This is a genomic window from Inquilinus limosus (assembly GCF_002195995.1).
GTDB lineage: Bacteria > Pseudomonadota > Alphaproteobacteria > DSM-16000 > Inquilinaceae > Inquilinus > Inquilinus limosus_C.
In genome coordinates this window covers 1-15,408 of record NZ_NHON01000121.1, presented here as the reverse complement: position 1 = coordinate 15,408, position 15,408 = coordinate 1, and the positions used below count along the sequence as shown (strand labels likewise).

General features: G+C 70.5%; 12 protein-coding genes and 1 pseudogene. 4 read left to right on the top strand and 9 right to left on the bottom strand.

All coding sequences use genetic code 11. From position 1 onward, the window contains the following. A pseudogene (locus BWR60_RS36660) lies at positions 1–163 on the top strand (IS256 family transposase); the annotation flags it as partial. Between the two features lie 575 nt (positions 164–738). Here the strand turns inward: BWR60_RS36660 and proX are convergent. The 9 genes from proX to BWR60_RS32510 form a co-directional block, all read right to left on the bottom strand. Further along, entirely contained in the window at positions 739–1,782 is a 1,044-nt protein-coding gene (gene proX, locus BWR60_RS32550; protein WP_088156887.1) for a glycine betaine/L-proline ABC transporter substrate-binding protein ProX, read from the bottom strand. 41 nt (positions 1,783–1,823) lie between these two features. Further along, a complete protein-coding gene (locus BWR60_RS32545; protein ID WP_088156885.1) occupies positions 1,824–2,762 on the bottom strand; it encodes an ABC transporter permease in 939 nt (312 codons plus the stop codon). A 15-nt stretch (positions 2,763–2,777) separates the two neighbouring features. Next, positions 2,778–3,965 carry a quaternary amine ABC transporter ATP-binding protein gene (locus BWR60_RS32540; protein WP_088156883.1) on the bottom strand — a complete coding sequence of 396 codons (1,188 nt, stop codon included), beginning with the start codon at positions 3,963–3,965 and terminating at the stop codon, positions 2,778–2,780. 142 nt (positions 3,966–4,107) lie between these two features. Continuing rightward, entirely contained in the window at positions 4,108–4,422 is a 315-nt protein-coding gene (locus BWR60_RS32535; RefSeq protein WP_088156881.1) for an NIPSNAP family protein, read from the bottom strand. Next, positions 4,419–5,213: an alpha/beta fold hydrolase gene (locus tag BWR60_RS32530; RefSeq protein ID WP_088156879.1), complete on the bottom strand. Its 795-nt coding sequence runs from the start codon at positions 5,211–5,213 to the stop codon at positions 4,419–4,421. The genes BWR60_RS32535 and BWR60_RS32530 overlap by 4 nt, the downstream gene beginning before the upstream one ends. A 217-nt stretch (positions 5,214–5,430) precedes the next feature. Then, positions 5,431–6,519, bottom strand: a complete 1,089-nt coding sequence (locus BWR60_RS32525) for an LLM class flavin-dependent oxidoreductase (RefSeq protein ID WP_088156877.1) — start codon at positions 6,517–6,519, stop codon at positions 5,431–5,433. A gap of 33 nt (positions 6,520–6,552) precedes the next feature. After that, positions 6,553–8,064 carry an aldehyde dehydrogenase gene (locus BWR60_RS32520; protein ID WP_088156875.1) on the bottom strand — a complete coding sequence of 504 codons (1,512 nt, stop codon included), beginning with the start codon at positions 8,062–8,064 and terminating at the stop codon, positions 6,553–6,555. A 21-nt stretch (positions 8,065–8,085) separates the two neighbouring features. Next, complete coding sequence (locus BWR60_RS32515; RefSeq protein ID WP_088156873.1) at positions 8,086–9,084, bottom strand: flavin reductase; 999 nt, start codon at positions 9,082–9,084, stop codon at positions 8,086–8,088. A gap of 117 nt (positions 9,085–9,201) precedes the next feature. Beyond that, on the bottom strand, positions 9,202–11,001 hold the full coding sequence (locus BWR60_RS32510) for a helix-turn-helix domain-containing protein (protein WP_088156889.1): 1,800 nt from the start codon (positions 10,999–11,001) through the stop codon (positions 9,202–9,204). Between the two features lie 193 nt (positions 11,002–11,194). On the opposite strand from BWR60_RS32510, the gene BWR60_RS32505 reads away from it, so the two are divergent. The 3 genes from BWR60_RS32505 to BWR60_RS32495 all read left to right on the top strand — a co-directional run. After that, the gene (locus BWR60_RS32505) at positions 11,195–11,773 is read left to right on the top strand and encodes an amino acid synthesis family protein (RefSeq protein WP_088156871.1); all 579 of its coding nucleotides are present in this window, start codon (positions 11,195–11,197) and stop codon (positions 11,771–11,773) included. A gap of 167 nt (positions 11,774–11,940) precedes the next feature. Next, positions 11,941–12,789, top strand: coding sequence for a helix-turn-helix transcriptional regulator (locus BWR60_RS32500; RefSeq protein ID WP_088156869.1), 849 nt, complete (start codon positions 11,941–11,943; stop codon positions 12,787–12,789). 141 nt (positions 12,790–12,930) lie between these two features. Continuing rightward, the coding region (locus BWR60_RS32495; protein ID WP_179222047.1) for a xanthine dehydrogenase family protein molybdopterin-binding subunit at positions 12,931–15,408 on the top strand (2,478 nt) is incomplete at its 3' end.

Genomic DNA, 15,408 nt, shown 5'->3' with positions numbered 1-15,408 from the left:
CGGCATCTTCCCCGACGAGGCCGCCATCATCCGCCTGGTCGGCGCCATCCTGCTCGAGCAGAACGACGAATGGGCCGTCCAGCGCTGCCGCTATATGACCCTGGAAAGCGTCGCCCCCTTGGGCGATCATCCCGCCGTCAGCCTGCCTGATCTGACAGCCTGACCCTTCCCGGCCATGCCGGGAAATCACGGTGACCCCTCGTCACCTACACCACTCCCTTGGACACGACCCAAGACTTACGAAGAAGGGCTGCGAAGCTATGTATCGACGCTGGCCGCATTGCTTCCGGACGCTGATCCCGAAGCGAGCCACCGCCGAGCAACAGCCATCTTCGGCCTCATGGTGGGAACTCTCCAACTCGCAAGGGCCGTGCCAGATGCCGCCGAGGCGGAGCGAATCCTGGAGGGCGGCGTAGAGGCCGCGCTCCGCCTGGCCCGAATGTCTTCTATCCAGGATGATCGGAGAGGCTCAGCCATGTAGCCAGGCGGGACCGTGCCGTCACCGGCCGTCACGGCGGCGGCCGGAACCGGACACTCGCCAAATGGTTGGCATCATGCGAGCGGTGACAACTGATGCCAACCGGAGCTCCCCCAAACCGGACGTAGGAGGCGCCCGGAGGTAGCCTCTGCCCGACGGCTGACGTCAATCCCATCGAACTGACAGACGTCACGATCAGTGGCGCGCAACAAGCTCCGTAGACTCGCTCGCCGGCATTGGTATCCAGCACACGGGAATCGCTACCGCGCCGTCTTGGCCTTCTCGATCCAGCCGTCGAACTCGGCCTGATTGGCAGCGATCCAGTCATCGGCCAGCTTTCGGATGTCGCGGTTGCTGCTGCCGACCTTGTTCAACGAGCCCTCCCAAGACACCCAGGTCTCGCGCGGCCAGCGGGCGACCTCGATCAGCGTCTTCACCGCCGGGTTCTGGGCCAGGAAGTCGCGGTTGATCACCGTGCGGTAGTTCCATTCGCCCAGCGCCATGCGGCACGGGTCCTGGCCGCCGGCGCAGCCGACGACACCGGGCACCAGCGCCGTCTTGATCGGCGGCATGCCCTCGGGCAGGGATTCGAAGGGCGTCGGCAGCCAGACCACATCCTTGCCCGGCACCAGCGCATCGTTCACCCAGGACGGGCTCCAGGTGTAGTACAGCGCCGGCTCGCCACGCTGCACCCGGGCCACGGTCTCGCCCATCAGCGCCTCGTACTTGCCGCGGACGATGTGGACAGTGTCGGACAGACCGAACGCCTTGACCTGGTGCTCGATCACGTCGCCGCAGCTCCAGCCCGGGTCGCAGCCGATCAGCTGGGCCTTGCCGTCGGCGCCGAACAGGGCGGCGATCTTCGGGTCCTTCAGCTGGTCGATGCGGGTGATGCCGTGCGCGTCGGCAGTCTTCTTGTCGATCAGGTAGCCGTTGATGCCGCCGCCAATGATGCCGCCCTCGCCCACCACCGCCAACTGCTTCTCCACCGCGCGATAGCCCGGCTCGCGCTGCGGCAGGGTGACGTCCGGTCCGAGGTCGACATCGCCCTGCGACGCGGCCTGGAAGAACAGCGTGCCGTTCATGGTGCTGAGATCGACCTCGTAGCCCAGCTTCTCCAGCGCCGAGAGCAGGATCTGGTCCTGGACGTAGTTGCCGCCGAGGCTGTCGTCCTGGGCGATGCGGATGGTCTTGCCGGCGCCCGGCAGGTCGTCCGTCGCCAGGGCAGGCAGCGCCGCCCCGGCCAAGATCGCGGCGAGGGCGAGAACGGGCAGGCGGGCGGGCCCGGCCAGTCTGGAAACCATGATGTGCCTCCGAGTTCGCTTGTTGCTTGGTTGGAACGATGTCAGGTCGGGCGCGCCGCCTGGTTGCCGACCGGCGCCGCCGCGCCCTGCTGCCGGCCGACCAGGCGCAGCAGCGCGGCGCGCAGCGGCGAGCCCTTGCCGCCCTTGGACTTGGCGACCGACTGGGTGATGCGGTCCAGCGTCATGGCCAGCAGCACGATGGCGAGGCCGCCGACCGCGGCGCGGCCGACATCCAGCCGGCCAAGGCCCTGCAGCACCACGAGGCCCAGCCCTTCCGCGCCGATCATGGCGACCACCACCGACATCACCATGGCGGTCAGCACGGTCTGGTTCAGGCCGCCGAGGATGGTCGGCATGGCCAGCGGCAGTTGCACCTCCCACAGCAGCTGCCGGCCGGTGGCGCCGAAGGCCAGCCCGGCCTCGACCATCTCGCGGTCGACCATGCGGATGCCGAGATTGGTGAAGCGGATCAGCGGCGGCGCCGCGGCCATGATCACCGCCACCTCGCCCGGCACGGTGCCGACACCGAACATCATCACGATCGGCACCAGATAGACGAAGGTCGGCGTCGTCTGCATCACGTCGAGGATCGGCCGGACCACCCCCCAGGCCGTGTCGCTGCGGGCGCACAGGATGCCGATCGGGATGCTGATGCAGACGCACAGCACGATCGCCGTGGTGATCAGCGCCAGCGTCGTCACCGCCTCGGCCCATACCCCGGTGAAGGCGATGACGACGAGGGAGATCACGGTGAAGAGCGCGATGCCGCGGGTCGACAGCCGCCAGGCGATCAGCCCGGCCAGGATGACGAAGACCGGGAACGGCAGGCCCTGCAGCGTGTGCTCGATCAGGCCCAGCAGGTGCTCGACCGGCCATTTCACCAGCTGGAAGAAGGGCCGCAGATTCTGCGACATCCACTGGACGCCGGCCTGGATCCATTTGTCGACCGGCAGGACATAGAGGTCGTCGGCGCTGAACATGGACCGAGGGCTCCGTCAGGGCTGGGCGGGAGCATCGGCGGCGGGCGCCGCGATGCGGGCGAGGATCCGGCCGGGCTCGACACGGCCGAGCAGCCGGCCGTCCCCGTCGATCACGGCCACCGGCTGGCCGCCGCTGCAGGCGCCGGCGATGTCGGCCAGCCGGGCATGGCCGGGCACCGTGGCGCAGTCGGCCGAGGCCAGGCTGCGCAAGGTGATTCCTTGCTGCAGCCGCGGCAGGTCGGCGGCGGCAACGCTGCCGATCAGCCGGCCGGCGTCGTCGACCACGAAGCTCCGGCCGGGACCGGAAGCGCCGGCCAGCTCGACCGTGCCGTCGGCGCGGGCCACGATCGGCCGGGCCTCGACCATCACCGATCGGGCGTCGAACAGCCGCGACCGGTCGACCTCGCGGGTGAAGGCGGCGACATAGTCGCTGCCCGGTTCGGTCACGATCTCCTGCGGCGTGCCCTCCCGCACCACGGCGCCGTCGGCCATGATGGCGATGCGGGTGCCGAGCTTCAGCGCCTCCTGGAAATCATGGGTGATGAACAGGATGGTCTTGTGCAGCGTGCGCTGCAGCCGCAGCAGCTCGTCCTGCATCTCCGTGCGGATCAGCGGGTCGAGGGCGCTGAACGCCTCATCCATGATCAGCACGTCGGCATCGGTGGCCAGGGCGCGGGCCAGGCCGACGCGCTGGCGCATGCCGCCGCTGAGCGCGCCCGGCAGGTGGTGGCCCCAGCGCGCCAGCCCGACCACGGCCAGGATCTCCTCCGCCTTCTGGCGGCGCGGCCGGGCGGCGATGCCGCGCAGCTTCAGACCAAACTCGACATTCTCCAGCACCGTCCGATGCGGCAGCAGGGCGAAGTGCTGGAACACCATCGACACCCGGGTGCGCCGCACCTCGCGCAGCCTTCCATCATCGGCGGCCACGACGTCGTCGCCATCCAGCAGGATGCGGCCGGCGGTCGGCTCGATCAGCCGGTTGATGCAGCGCGCCAGTGTGGATTTGCCGGAGCCGGAGAGGCCCATGATCATGTAGATCGCCCCGGCCGGGACCGAGAGCGAGACGTCGTTCAGCCCGACCACCAGCCCGGTCTCGGCCAGCACCTGCTCCTTGCTGGCGCCGGCGGCGAGCCGCTGCAGCGCCGGCTGCGGCGCGTCGGAAAAGACCTTGTACAGGTGCTCGATCCGGATCCTGTCCGTCACTGTCCTCACCCTGTCTGCCTGGGCCCGCCGTTGCGCCGGCGAGCCTTCTGTCCACGATCATTGGGGCCGAGATCCGGCGCCTTCGTCTTCCGGCGTTGCGGCGGAACCCGCGGCCGGACGCTCCTACGAACAGGAGCAACCCTCAGCGCAGCGGCGAGAAATCCGTCGGCACCAGGATGCGGTTCTCGGTGGTGTCGAGGGTTTCGGTCAGCTTCACCAGGAAGGCCTGCCAGGCGGGGTCCGCGGCCAGGCGCCGGCGCCGCTCGGCTCGGTCGTTCAGGTCGGCGTAGCCCCACATGTGGACGACGTGGTTCAGCGGCCCGATCTCGGTGTGGAAATAGCCGATCAACTGGCCGAGGATCGGCTGCTGGATCGCCAGCCCCTCCTCCCGCACCAGCTGCAGGTAGCGCTGCATCCGGCCCGGCTTGATGCGGTAGATCCGCTCCTCGACGATCATGCCGCCTCTCCCGCTTCGGTGTCGCCGGACAGCAGGAAGCCGCGCATCAGCCCGGCCACCAGCTCCGGCGCCTCGACCAGGATCGAATGGCGCAGGCCTGGCAGGATCTCGAGCCGCGACCCGGCGATGCGCTCGTGCATGAAGCGGGCCATGCGCGGGTTGGAGCCCTGGTCATCCGCGCCGGTCGCGATCAGCGTCGGCTGTTGGATCAGATGGAGCTGGTCGCCCAGGTCGGTCTCGGCCAGCACCCGGTAGGCGGCGGCGTAGCACTCCGGGTCGTTGGCGGCGTTGCGTTCGCGCAGCCGCCGGATCAGCTCCGGATGGGCCGCCTGGAACACCTCAGTCAGCCAGCGCCCGAGCGAGGCGTCGTAGTGCGACCCGGCCTCACCCGCCTGCAGCGCCGCCAGCCGGTCGCGCACCCGCTGTTGTTCCTCGGCCGTCCGCCCGGCGACGGTGCTGAGCAGCACCAGCCGCCGCACCCGCTCCGGATGGGCCAAGGCCGTGCGCTGGGCGATCAGCCCGCCGAGAGAGAAGCCGGCCAGGTCGAAGCGGCCGAAGCCCTCGCGATCGACCAGGTGCAGCAGGTCGCCGACGAAATCGTCGATCTCGGTGCGCCTCCTCACCCGCTCCGACCGGCCGTGGCCGCGCAGGTCGAAGCGCAGCATGCGGAAGTCGGGCGCCAGGGCGGCGACGACGCCGTCCCAGGCCTCGAGATACGACCCGACGCCATGGACCAGGACCAGCGGGCGGGTCCCGGTGCCATCGACCCGGTGATGGAGGACGACGGTCATCGGCTGACACCCTGATCCGCAACCGGCCTTGTTTTGCCTCTCCCGCCGGACGCGGGAGAGGTCGACAGCGCGCAGCGCTGGCGGGTGAGGGCTGGTCCAGGCCTCGATGAACTCCCCTCACCCGGAGCCGCTTCGCGTCTCCGACCTCTCCCGCAAGCGGGAGAGGTCATCGGAGTACGCCCGAGGATCTGTGTGTCAGACATTCCCCAAGCCCGGCCTAGACCGCCACCGCCAGCTTCGCGGAATGCGCGGCGCGTGACGCCTCGCGTCCGGCGAAGACCGGCATGACCTCGCGGATGAACAGCGCCAGGGTCTGCTTCTGCAGCTCGAAGGGAAGGTTGAAGGACAGGCCCAGGCAGTACTGGTCCACCCCCGCCGCCTCATAGACCATCAGCTTCTCGATCACCTCGTCCGGCGTGCCGAACATCAGGTTGTCGCGGATGCTCTTCGGGTCGTAGCTGGAACGGTTGGCCACCACATCATACGGCACCGCCTCGGGGAAGCCGTTGGTCACCGTGCCGAGATTCTGGAACAGGTTCTCGAAATAGCGGCCGTAATCCGTGCTGTGGCGGACCGGCACCTCCCAATCCTCCGGCCGGGCATAGACGCAGGTGCGGCGCTGCATCATGAAGCGCGGCCGCGGCACCTCCGGATGGTCGGCGACGGCCTTGCGGAACTTCTCGCCCAGCACCCCGACCTCGGCCGGCGGCGCCGACAACGGGGTCGACAGGATGCTGGCGCCGATGCCGACGGCCCAGTCGAAGGTGCCGGGGTCGCGCGCCGCGACCCAGATCGGCGGATGGCCCTGCTGCAGCGGCTTCGGCACCGCGGTCGCCAGCGGGAAGCGCCAGTACTTGCCCTCATGAGCGTAGTCTCCGGCCCACAGCGCCTTCACCGCCGGCACGATCTCCTTCAGATAGGCCACGCCTTCCTGCTGCGGCATGCCGCCGGCCATCCGGTCGAACTCGTACTGGTAGGAGCCGCGGGCGATGCCGAATTCCAGCCGGCCGCCGGTCAGCTGGTCGCACAGGGCCGCCTCGCCGGCCAGGCGGATCGGATCCCAATACGGGGCGACCAGCGTGGCCGTGCCCAGGCGGATGCGGTCGGTGTGGTGGCCGAACCAGGTCAGGGTGTTGAACGGATTCGGCGCGATCGTGCATTCGATGGTGTGGTGCTCAGCGGTCCAGACGGTCTCGAAACCGCCGGCATCGGCCATTTTCACCAGTTCCAGCGCCTCGGCCAGCACGGTCTGCATGTCGCGCGACGGGCTGAAGCGCTCCAGGTTGATCGAAACGGCGAACTTCATCGCTCTCCCCAATTCGGAAGGTGTGGGCGCCGGTCAGCGCAGGCGGATGACGAAGGGGTCCTGGGTGGCGCCGGAGTGGTCGATCACCACGTTCTTGAGGCGCGAGAACTCCCGCATCACCTCGAAGCCGCCGCGGCGGCCATAGCCGCTCTCCTTGAAGCCGCCATTCGGCGACATGTACGCGGCGGAGCGGTAGGTGTTGATCCACACCGTGCCGGCGTCGACGTTGCGGGCGAAGCGCAGGGCCCGGTCGATGTCCTGCGTCCAGATGCCGGCGGCCAGGCCGTAGCGGGTGTCGTTGGCCAGCTCGATCAGCTCGTCCTCGTCGCGGAACGGCACCACGCCGACCACCGGGCCGAAGATCTCGTCGCGCATGAAGCGCATGTCGTTGCGGGCCTCGGCCAGCACCGTCGGCTCGTAGTACCAGCCGCGCGCCAGGTCGTCGCGCTGCGGCCGGCGGCCGCCGATCGCCACCCGGGCGCCATCGGCGACGCCGGTGCCGACATAGGTCTCGACCTTGTCGAGTTGCGCCGCCAGGGCCAGCGGGCCGATCTCGGTCTCCTCCTCCTCCGGCCGGCCGAGGCGGATACGCCGGGTGCGCTCCACCAGCGCCTCCAGGAAGCGGTCATGCATCCCGGCCTCGACGAAGCAGCGGGACCCGGCGATGCAGGTCTGCCCCGCCGCGGCGAAGACGCCGGCGACGACGCCGTTGACCGCGCGGTCGATGTCGACGTCGGAGAACACGACATGCGGGGACTTGCCGCCCAGTTCCATCTGGCACGGCACCAGCTGCGACGCGGCGTTGGCGGCGATGCGCTTGCCGGTGGCGGTGCTGCCGGTGAACACGATCTTGGCCAGGTCGGGATGGCGGGTCAGGGCCTCCCCGGCGGTGTGGCCGTTGCCGGTCACGACGTTGACGACACCCGCCGGGAACCCCGCCTCCATCACGATCTCGGCCAGCGCCAGGGTCGAGGCCGAGGTGTGCTCAGACGGCTTGATCACCACGGTGTTGCCGATGGCCAGGCACGGCGCCAGCGTGCCGGTCAGCAGCATCAGCGGCGAGTTCCAGGGCGTGATCATGCCGACCACGCCGATCGGCTCGCGCAGCGTGATGTTCAGCATGTCGAGCTTGTTCACCGGGATGGTGTCGCCCTGCAGCTTGTCGGCCATGCCGGCGAAATACTGGTAGGCGTCCGGCATGGCGCGCAGCTGGGCCAGCATCTCCCGCAGCAGCTTGCCGTTGTCGCGCATCTCGATCCGCGCCAGGTCGTCGGCATGCTGCAGCAGCAGATCGGCCAGCCGGCGCACCAGGCGGCCGCGGTCGGTCTGGGTCATGCGGCGCCAGGCGGGGTCGACGAAGGCGGCCTGGGCGGCGCGCACGGCGTCGTCGACATCCTCGGCCCCGGCGTCGGCGACCTCGTGCCAGGGCTCGGCCGTGGTCGGGTCATAGCTCGCAAGATAGCGGCCGGATCTCGGGGCGACGCTGCGGCCGCCGATGAACAGGCCCAGCCGCGTTCCCTCGATGCTCTGCACGGTGCGGGTCATGGTCTCGTCCGTCGAAATGGGTCAGGGAGTGGCGGAGTCGGTGGCCGGCAGCGGGCCGGCATCGGCCGGCTGCCACGGGCGGGTGCCCTCGATCATCGCGACCCGCCCGCCGTCAGGAGAGTCGATGTAGATGCCGAAGCGGCTGGCGCCGCGCTCGCGCAGGTAGCGGCGCAGCATCGACCGCACCTCGCGCACCGGGATGGCGTCGAAGGGCAGGTCGTCGGCCGGGAAGAAGCGCAGGTCCGGCGGCAGCGCTGCGGTCTCCCTCTCCAGTCGGCCGCGATAGATGATGAAACCGGGGTCGCCGTCGCCGACGTCGAACACCGAATAGAGGAAGGTGGCGTCGGCGCGCAGGGCCAGGGTACCGGCCTGGTCCAGGTCGATCGCGGCGCCGGCCTGGCGGCGGCGGGCGGTGGGCAGGCCCCAGCCGCCGTTTCCGTCGGCGCGCAGCAGGATGCGACCGGCATCCTCGATCAGATAGCCGACCACCATGCGGTGCGAGGGCGACCAGCCGGCCGGCAGCGGGTCCTTCACCGCGGCGTAGCGGCCCCGGCAGAAGCCGAGCGGGGCGGAGGCACTGGTGCCGAAGGCCTGGACCCGGCCGATCAGCACCATGTGGTCGCCGGCCTCGACCCGGTCGTGCACGCTGCAGTCGAACCAGGTCATGCAATCGGTCAGCACCGGGGCGCCGGTGTGCACGGCGTCGTGTGACACCGCCCGGAACTTGTCCGCCGACTTGGAGGCGAACAGCGATGACACCTCGGCCTGGGCCTCGTGCAGCAGGTTGACGGCAAAGGCGGGCGACGCGGCAAAGGCCGGATAGCTGGCCGCGCCCTTGCCGACGCAGACCAGCAGCAGCGGCGGGTTCAGCGACACCGAGGTGAAGGAGTTCGCGGTCATGCCGCGCGGCGCGCCGGTCTCGTCCCAGGTGGTGACGACCGTCACGCCGGTGACGAAGGTGCCGAAGGCGCGGCGCAGCTCGACCGCGTCGATCGGGCTATGGTCTGGTGGTGCCGACATCGGCGAAGCCTCCTCGATTTCGAGGAAGGCTAGGCGGACCCACCGGGCCGATCTTCCGCCGGTCGGGAGGAAGCGGTGGGGAGGATGCTCCTATCCGACGGAGCAACCGGGGACCGCTCAGTCGCGGGCGGCGCGGTCCCGGACCATGGCGTGCAGGCGGATGGCGAGCTCCAGCGAGAAGCGCCGCTCCGGCGTGTTCAGCTCGATGCCGAACAGCTCCTGGATCCGCGCCAGGCGGTAGCGCAGCGTGGTCACGTGCAGCCCCATCGCATCGGCGCAGGCCTGGGTGCGGCAGCCCTGGTCGAGATAGCGGGACAGCGTCTCGACATAGGCGGTGCCGTGCTTGCGGTCGTGCCTGGCCACGGCGCCGATGGCGCCGTCGACGAAGCCCTGCACCTCCTCCGTGTCCGCCGCCGACAGCAGCACCGGGAATGGCCCGAACTCCTGCGCCGTCAGCACGCCGCGCCGCTTGAAGCGCCGGGCCAGGTCGATCATGCGCCGGCACTGGGCCCAGGCGGCGGGATGGTCGGCCAGGCCGGCGCATAGCTTGCTGGCGACCAGGATCGGCGTGTCGTCCAGCACCAGCCGCGCCTCCTCGGCGATGCGGCGCATCAGCTTCCGCGCCGGCTCCTCGCTGTCGCCCTCGGCCGGCAGGCGGCAGAGGACGAGGTCGTCCAGGGCCACGCTGACGGCGCCGGCATGCTGCTCCTGCGCGATGCGGGCGACCGAGCGCAGCAGGTCGATCCCGGCGGCGACGCCCGGCCGGCGTGGCCCCGGCAGGCCGACCGCGACCAGCCGGGCCGGCATGGCCAGGTCGAAGCCCAGGCGCAGCGCCCGCGCCGCGATGTCGGCCGGGTCACGCCAGCGCTGCTCCACGATCTCGGAGACCAGGTCGGTCAGGGTCTGCGCCTCGGCCCGGAAGCGGATGAAGCCCCGCATCAGCTGGACGCTGAGGGCGAATTTGGCGCTGTCGAGCAGCAGGTGGTCGAGGTCGCCGACGGCGTTCGAGCGCGGGAACACCATCAGGGCGCCGACCGCCTCGCGGTCGATCACCAAGGGCTCGATCCGCGCCGCCACCTTGAACCGGCCGGCCCCATGCTCCAGCAGCAGGTCCCAGGGCTCGTCGCGCGGCAGGTCGACCGCCGCCCGCGCCGCCCTCACCAGCGGCCGGCCGAGCGTGCTGCGGGCGGCGGCCTGCCAGGCCGCATCGTCCAGCGTCTCGGGCCGCGGCGACCGGCCGGCGACGACCAGGTTGGCGGTCAGGTCGACCACCGCGATCGGGTCGGGAAAGACCTCGCCGATCATCGCTGCGGCAGAGGCGACGTCGCCATCGGCCAGCACCTGCTCCATCAGCGACGCATTGACCGCCAGCACGCTCTGCAGCCGCTCGGCAGCCTGGTGCTCCGCCCGCAGCCGGTGCGCCTTGTCGACAGCGATGGCGCCGAGATGGACGATGGTGCCGAGGAAGGCGAGGTCCTCCTCCGTCACCTCGACCACGCTGCGCGACTGCGCGGTCAGCACCATCGGCCGGCCGGATTCGTCGCAGCAGCCCATCGGCAGCACCACCACGGTGCGGTAGCCGCGCTGATGCGCTTCCTGCCGGTAACCCGGGAACTCCTCGGAGGCGAGGGCGTCGGCGATCACCACCGGCTCATTCCGGGTCAGCGCCACCAGGGCCGGGCTGGTGGCCAGCGCCCAGCGGTTCTCCAGCCGGTTCGGGATCAGGTTCGGGTCGTGCCTCGCCAGCACATGGGCGTAGCCGTTGTCGCGGTCGATGGCCATCACCGCGCCCATCGCCCAGGTGCCGTGATGGCAGGCGGCATAGACCAGGTGACGGAGCATCGTGTCCAGGTCGCCGCTCGAATTGATCAGGCTGGCGGCGTCCCGCAGCGCGCGCAGCAGCGAACGATGGTCCAAGGGCAGATGGCTCATATCCGGGGTCGATGTCGGATTTACGCGCGGGACCGCGCCCCACTCTACCTCCGGACCGAGGGGAATTCAGCGCCGACTTCCTCCGAACCGGAGGAAGACGCGAGGCCCGGCTGCTTCCTACCGTCGCCGGCGCCACACGCATTACGCCATTTGGCCCAACCGACGCAGGGACCCCGCCATGACGCCCGAGATCCGCAAGATCGCCGCCCACACCGAGCAGACCTTCATCGAGGGTGGCAAGGCCGGGGACAGGCCGGTGACCATGGCCGTGGTCGCGGCGGTTCTGCGCAACCCCTGGGCCGGGCGCGGCTTCGTCGAAGATCTGCGGCCGGAGGTGCTGGCCCTGGCACCGCCGCTGGCCGATGTGCTGGTGGCCCGTCTGCTGGCGCTGATCCCGGCCGACCGGATCGAGGCCTATGGCAAGGCCGCGGTGGTGGGGCTGAACGGCGAGGTCGAGCACGCCTCGGCCCTGATCCACACGCTGCGCTTCGGCAACGTGTTCCGCGACGCCGTCGGCGGCACCACCTATCTGAACTTCAGCAACATCCGCGGCCCGGCCGGCGTCACCGTGACCGTGCCGATGACGCATAAGAGCATCACCGGCGCCCGGTCGCATTTCATCACCGCCGACCTGACGGTCACCGACGCGCCTGGCCCTGACGAGGTGCTGGTCGCGATCGGCGCTGCCGATGGCGGCCGGCTGCATCCGCGCATCGCCGACCGGTTCCAGGACATGAAGGAGATGGGGCTGGCCTGAGGCGGCGATCCACAGTCTCTGCGCTTACCGACCGCTCGGCAATGATGCTTGAGCTGGCCGAGGACGTCCGTGTGATCGCATTGCGGCAACGGTTGGTCTTGACCAACCCTGCCACCTTGCCACCATGATGCTCTCGCATCCGCCCACAATTCGAGACAAATGTCGGCATGTCGACCGCGCTGCGCATCGCCCATGGAAGCTTCGGACGCGTCGCGCTGCTCGACATGGACCGCCCGCTGGTGCGGCATGCCCATCCGCATTGCCATGTGCTGCTGAAGGTCGAGGGCGCCGACACCCGCTTCATGGTGGGCGATGTGATCGTCCCCCTGACCGACCGCACCGCCGTGCTGGTGAACGGCTGGGAGCCGCATGCCTATGTGCACGACCCCGACCGGCCGCGGACGCTGATTCTGGCGCTGTATGTGGAGCCGCACTGGCTCGACACTTTTCGCACCGGTTGGGCGGCGAGCGGCACCCCAGGTTTCTTCGGCCGCCCCTGCGGCGAGACCTCGCCCCGCATCCGCACGCTGGCCCACGACCTGGCCGTGGACATGGTGAGCCGGCCGGAGGCACGGGAAAGCCATGAACGCCTGCTGTCCGACCTGATGATCGCAGTGATCGAGCGCTTCGCCGACTGGCAGGCCGCCCCCTCCTCCGTCCGCGCCCTGGCGTCACGGCCCCATATCGACTGGCGCATCCGCCGGGCGATCGGCGCCATGCGGGACGGCATCGGCGAGGAAGGGGCCAGCGTCTCCAGCCTCGCCGACACCGCCGGCCTGTCCCGCGCCCATTTCTTCCGCCTGTTCGGCGCCTCCGTGAATGTGTCACCGCGGGTCTATTTCAACGTCATGCGGCTGGAGAGCGCGGTGGCCGCGATCGTCGACGACGACGCCAACCTCACCGAGATCAGCCAGCGGCTGGGCTTCTCCGCGCCGCCGCATTTCACCCGCTTCTTCCGGGACCATGCGGGCGTGGCCCCCAGCGAATTCCGCAGCGTGGCCCGGCTCGCGAGCTGAGGCCCCCCGCCGCCGCGTGCGGATGAAAATGAGACACTTCGGTAAGTGATGAGAGTCCCCGGCATGGCCGGCTGAGGCCGCCTGTCCGATGGTCCGCGCAAAGCCGGCATGTCGCCGTGCAAAAGCGAGCCAAGGACGGGAATGCTCCAGACTGTGCGGGATCCTGCGCGGGGCTGGGTGGGACAATCGATCGAGCGGGTCGAGGACGCGGCGCTGCTAACCGGGCGCGGCCGCTTCATCGACGACCTGGGCACGCGGCCGGGCACGCTGCACGCCGCGATCCTGCGATCGCCTCACGCCCATGCCGACATCGCCGGGATCGACATCGAGGCCGCCAGGGCCGCGCCGGGCGTCGCCGCGGTGCTGACCGGGGCGGAGGTCAAGGCCTTGACCGCCAGCCTGCTGGTCGGGGTCAAGGCGCCGGTCGAGTGCTGGCCGATCGCCACCGACCGGGTGCGCTATGTCGGCGAGCCGGTGGCCGTGGTGGTGGCCGAGGATCGCTACCGCGCCGAGGACGCGTTGGACCTGATCGAGGTGCGCTACGCCCCGCGCCCGGCGGTGGTCGACCCGCTGGCCGCGGCGGCGGCGGACGCGCCGGTGCTGCATGACGGCCTCGGCGGCAATGTCGCCAGCGACCGGCGCTTCCGCTACGGCGACCCGGAGGACGCGTTCGCCCGCGCCGCCCGCCGCGTCTCGGTCTCGATCCGCTACCCCCGCAACTCCTGCACGCCGATCGAGACCTATGGCGTGGTCGCCGAATACGAGCCCGGCGAAGGCGCCTACGAGGTGCTGGCCAATTTCCAGGGTCCGTTCAGCATCCACACCGTGATCGCCCGGGCGCTGAAGGTGCCGGGCAACCGGCTGCGCCTGAGGACACCGCCGCACAGCGGCGGCAGCTTCGGGGTCAAGCAGGGCATCTTCCCCTACATCGTCCTGGTCGCCGCGGCGGCGCGGGCGGCGGGCCGGCCGGTGAAGTGGGTCGAGGACCGGCTGGAGCATCTGATGGCCTCGGTCTCCGCCACCAACCGGGCCACCACCCTGGCCGCCGCGGTCGAGGCCGACGGCCGCATCCTGGCGCTGGACTGGGACCAGGTCGAGGATTGCGGCGCCCATCTGCGGGCGCCGGAGCCGGCGACGCTGTACCGGATGCACGGCAACCTGACGGGCGCCTACGACATCCCCAACGTCACCGTGCGCAACCGCGTGGTGGTCACCAACAAGACCCCGACCGGGCTGAACCGCGGCTTCGGCGGGCCGCAGGTCTATTACGCGCTGGAGCGGCTGATGCAGCGCGTCGCGGTCGAGCTCGGCCTCGACCCGCTGGACGTGATCCGCCGCAACCTGGTGCCGTCCGGCGCCTTCCCCTTCCGCACCGCCACCGGCGCCCTGCTCGACTCCGGCGACTACCCCGCCGCCCTGGCCGCCAGCGCCGCCGGGGGCGGGCTGGAGGAGCTGCGGCGGCGGCGCGACGAGGCACGGGCCGAGGGGCGCCTCTACGGCATCGGCTACGCCGCGGTGGTGGAGCCGTCGGTGTCCAATATGGGCTACATCACCACGGTCCTGACCCCGGAGGAGCGGCGGAAGGCCGGGCCGAAGAACGGGGCGCAGGCCACGGCGACGGTGGCGATCGACCCGATGGGCGCGGTCGGCGTCCACGTCTCCTCCGTGCCGCAGGGCCAGGGCCATCGCACCGTGCTGAGCCAGGTGGTGGCCGATGCGTTCGGGCTGAGGCCGGCCGACATCGCCGTGAACACCGAGATCGACACGGCCAAGGACGCCTGGTCGATCGCCTCCGGCAACTATGCCAGCCGCTTCGCCGCCGCCGTCGCCGGCACGGCCAAGCTGGCGGCCGACCGGCTGGCGGCGCGGATGGCCCGGATCGCGGCATCGCAGCTGAACGTGCCGGAGGCGGAGATCGTTTTCGCCGGCGGCAAGGTGATGGCGCGGGGCAACCCGGACAATGCCCTATCCTTCGGCCGGGTCGCGGCGCTGAGCCACTGGTCGCCCGCGGCGCTGCCCGAGGAGGTCGGCCACACCATCCGCGAGACGGTGTTCTGGACCCCGCCGGAGCTGACCGCGCCGGATGACGAGGACCACGTCAACTCGTCGCTCTGCCACGGCTTCATCTTCGATTATTGCGGGGTGGAGGTCGACCGCGTCACCGGCGAGGTGCGGATCGACCGCTACGTCACCATGCATGACTGCGGCACGATCCTGCATCCGGGCATGGTGGACGGGCAGATCCGCGGCGGCTTCGCCCATGCGCTGGGCGCGGCGCTGCTGGAGGAATACGCCTATGGCGCCGATGGCAGCTTCCTGACCGGCACCTTCGCCGACTACCTGGTGCCGACCGCGGCCGAGGTGCCGGAGCCGGTGATCCTGCACATCGAGACGCCGTCCCCCTTCACGCCGCTGGGCGCCAAGGGCGTGGGCGAAGGCAACTGCATGTCGACGCCGGTGTGCCTGGCCAATGCGGTGGCCGACGCGCTCGGGGCGGCCGAGGTCACCCTGCCGCTGCTGCCGTCGACCCTGGCCGCGCTGATCCATGATGCCGAACCCCCGGCGCCGGCGGGGCGGCCCGCCCCCTCCCCCGCCGGCGCCGGGGGTTCGGCATCATGG

What these genes read in the sequence shown, in the direction of transcription:
- proX (WP_088156887.1), bottom strand. Translation starts at nt 1,782, where the DNA reads ATGGTTTCCAGACTGGCCGGGCCCGCCCGCCTGCCCGTTCTCGCCCTC.
- BWR60_RS32545 (WP_088156885.1), bottom strand. Translation starts at nt 2,762, where the DNA reads ATGTTCAGCGCCGACGACCTCTATGTCCTGCCGGTCGACAAATGGATC.
- BWR60_RS32535 (WP_088156881.1), bottom strand. Translation starts at nt 4,422, where the DNA reads ATGATCGTCGAGGAGCGGATCTACCGCATCAAGCCGGGCCGGATGCAG.
- BWR60_RS32530 (WP_088156879.1), bottom strand. Translation starts at nt 5,213, where the DNA reads ATGACCGTCGTCCTCCATCACCGGGTCGATGGCACCGGGACCCGCCCG.
- BWR60_RS32525 (WP_088156877.1), bottom strand. Translation starts at nt 6,519, where the DNA reads ATGAAGTTCGCCGTTTCGATCAACCTGGAGCGCTTCAGCCCGTCGCGC.
- BWR60_RS32520 (WP_088156875.1), bottom strand. Translation starts at nt 8,064, where the DNA reads ATGACCCGCACCGTGCAGAGCATCGAGGGAACGCGGCTGGGCCTGTTC.
- BWR60_RS32515 (WP_088156873.1), bottom strand. Translation starts at nt 9,084, where the DNA reads ATGTCGGCACCACCAGACCATAGCCCGATCGACGCGGTCGAGCTGCGC.
- BWR60_RS32505 (WP_088156871.1), top strand. Translation starts at nt 11,195, where the DNA reads ATGACGCCCGAGATCCGCAAGATCGCCGCCCACACCGAGCAGACCTTC.
- BWR60_RS32500 (WP_088156869.1), top strand. Translation starts at nt 11,941, where the DNA reads ATGTCGACCGCGCTGCGCATCGCCCATGGAAGCTTCGGACGCGTCGCG.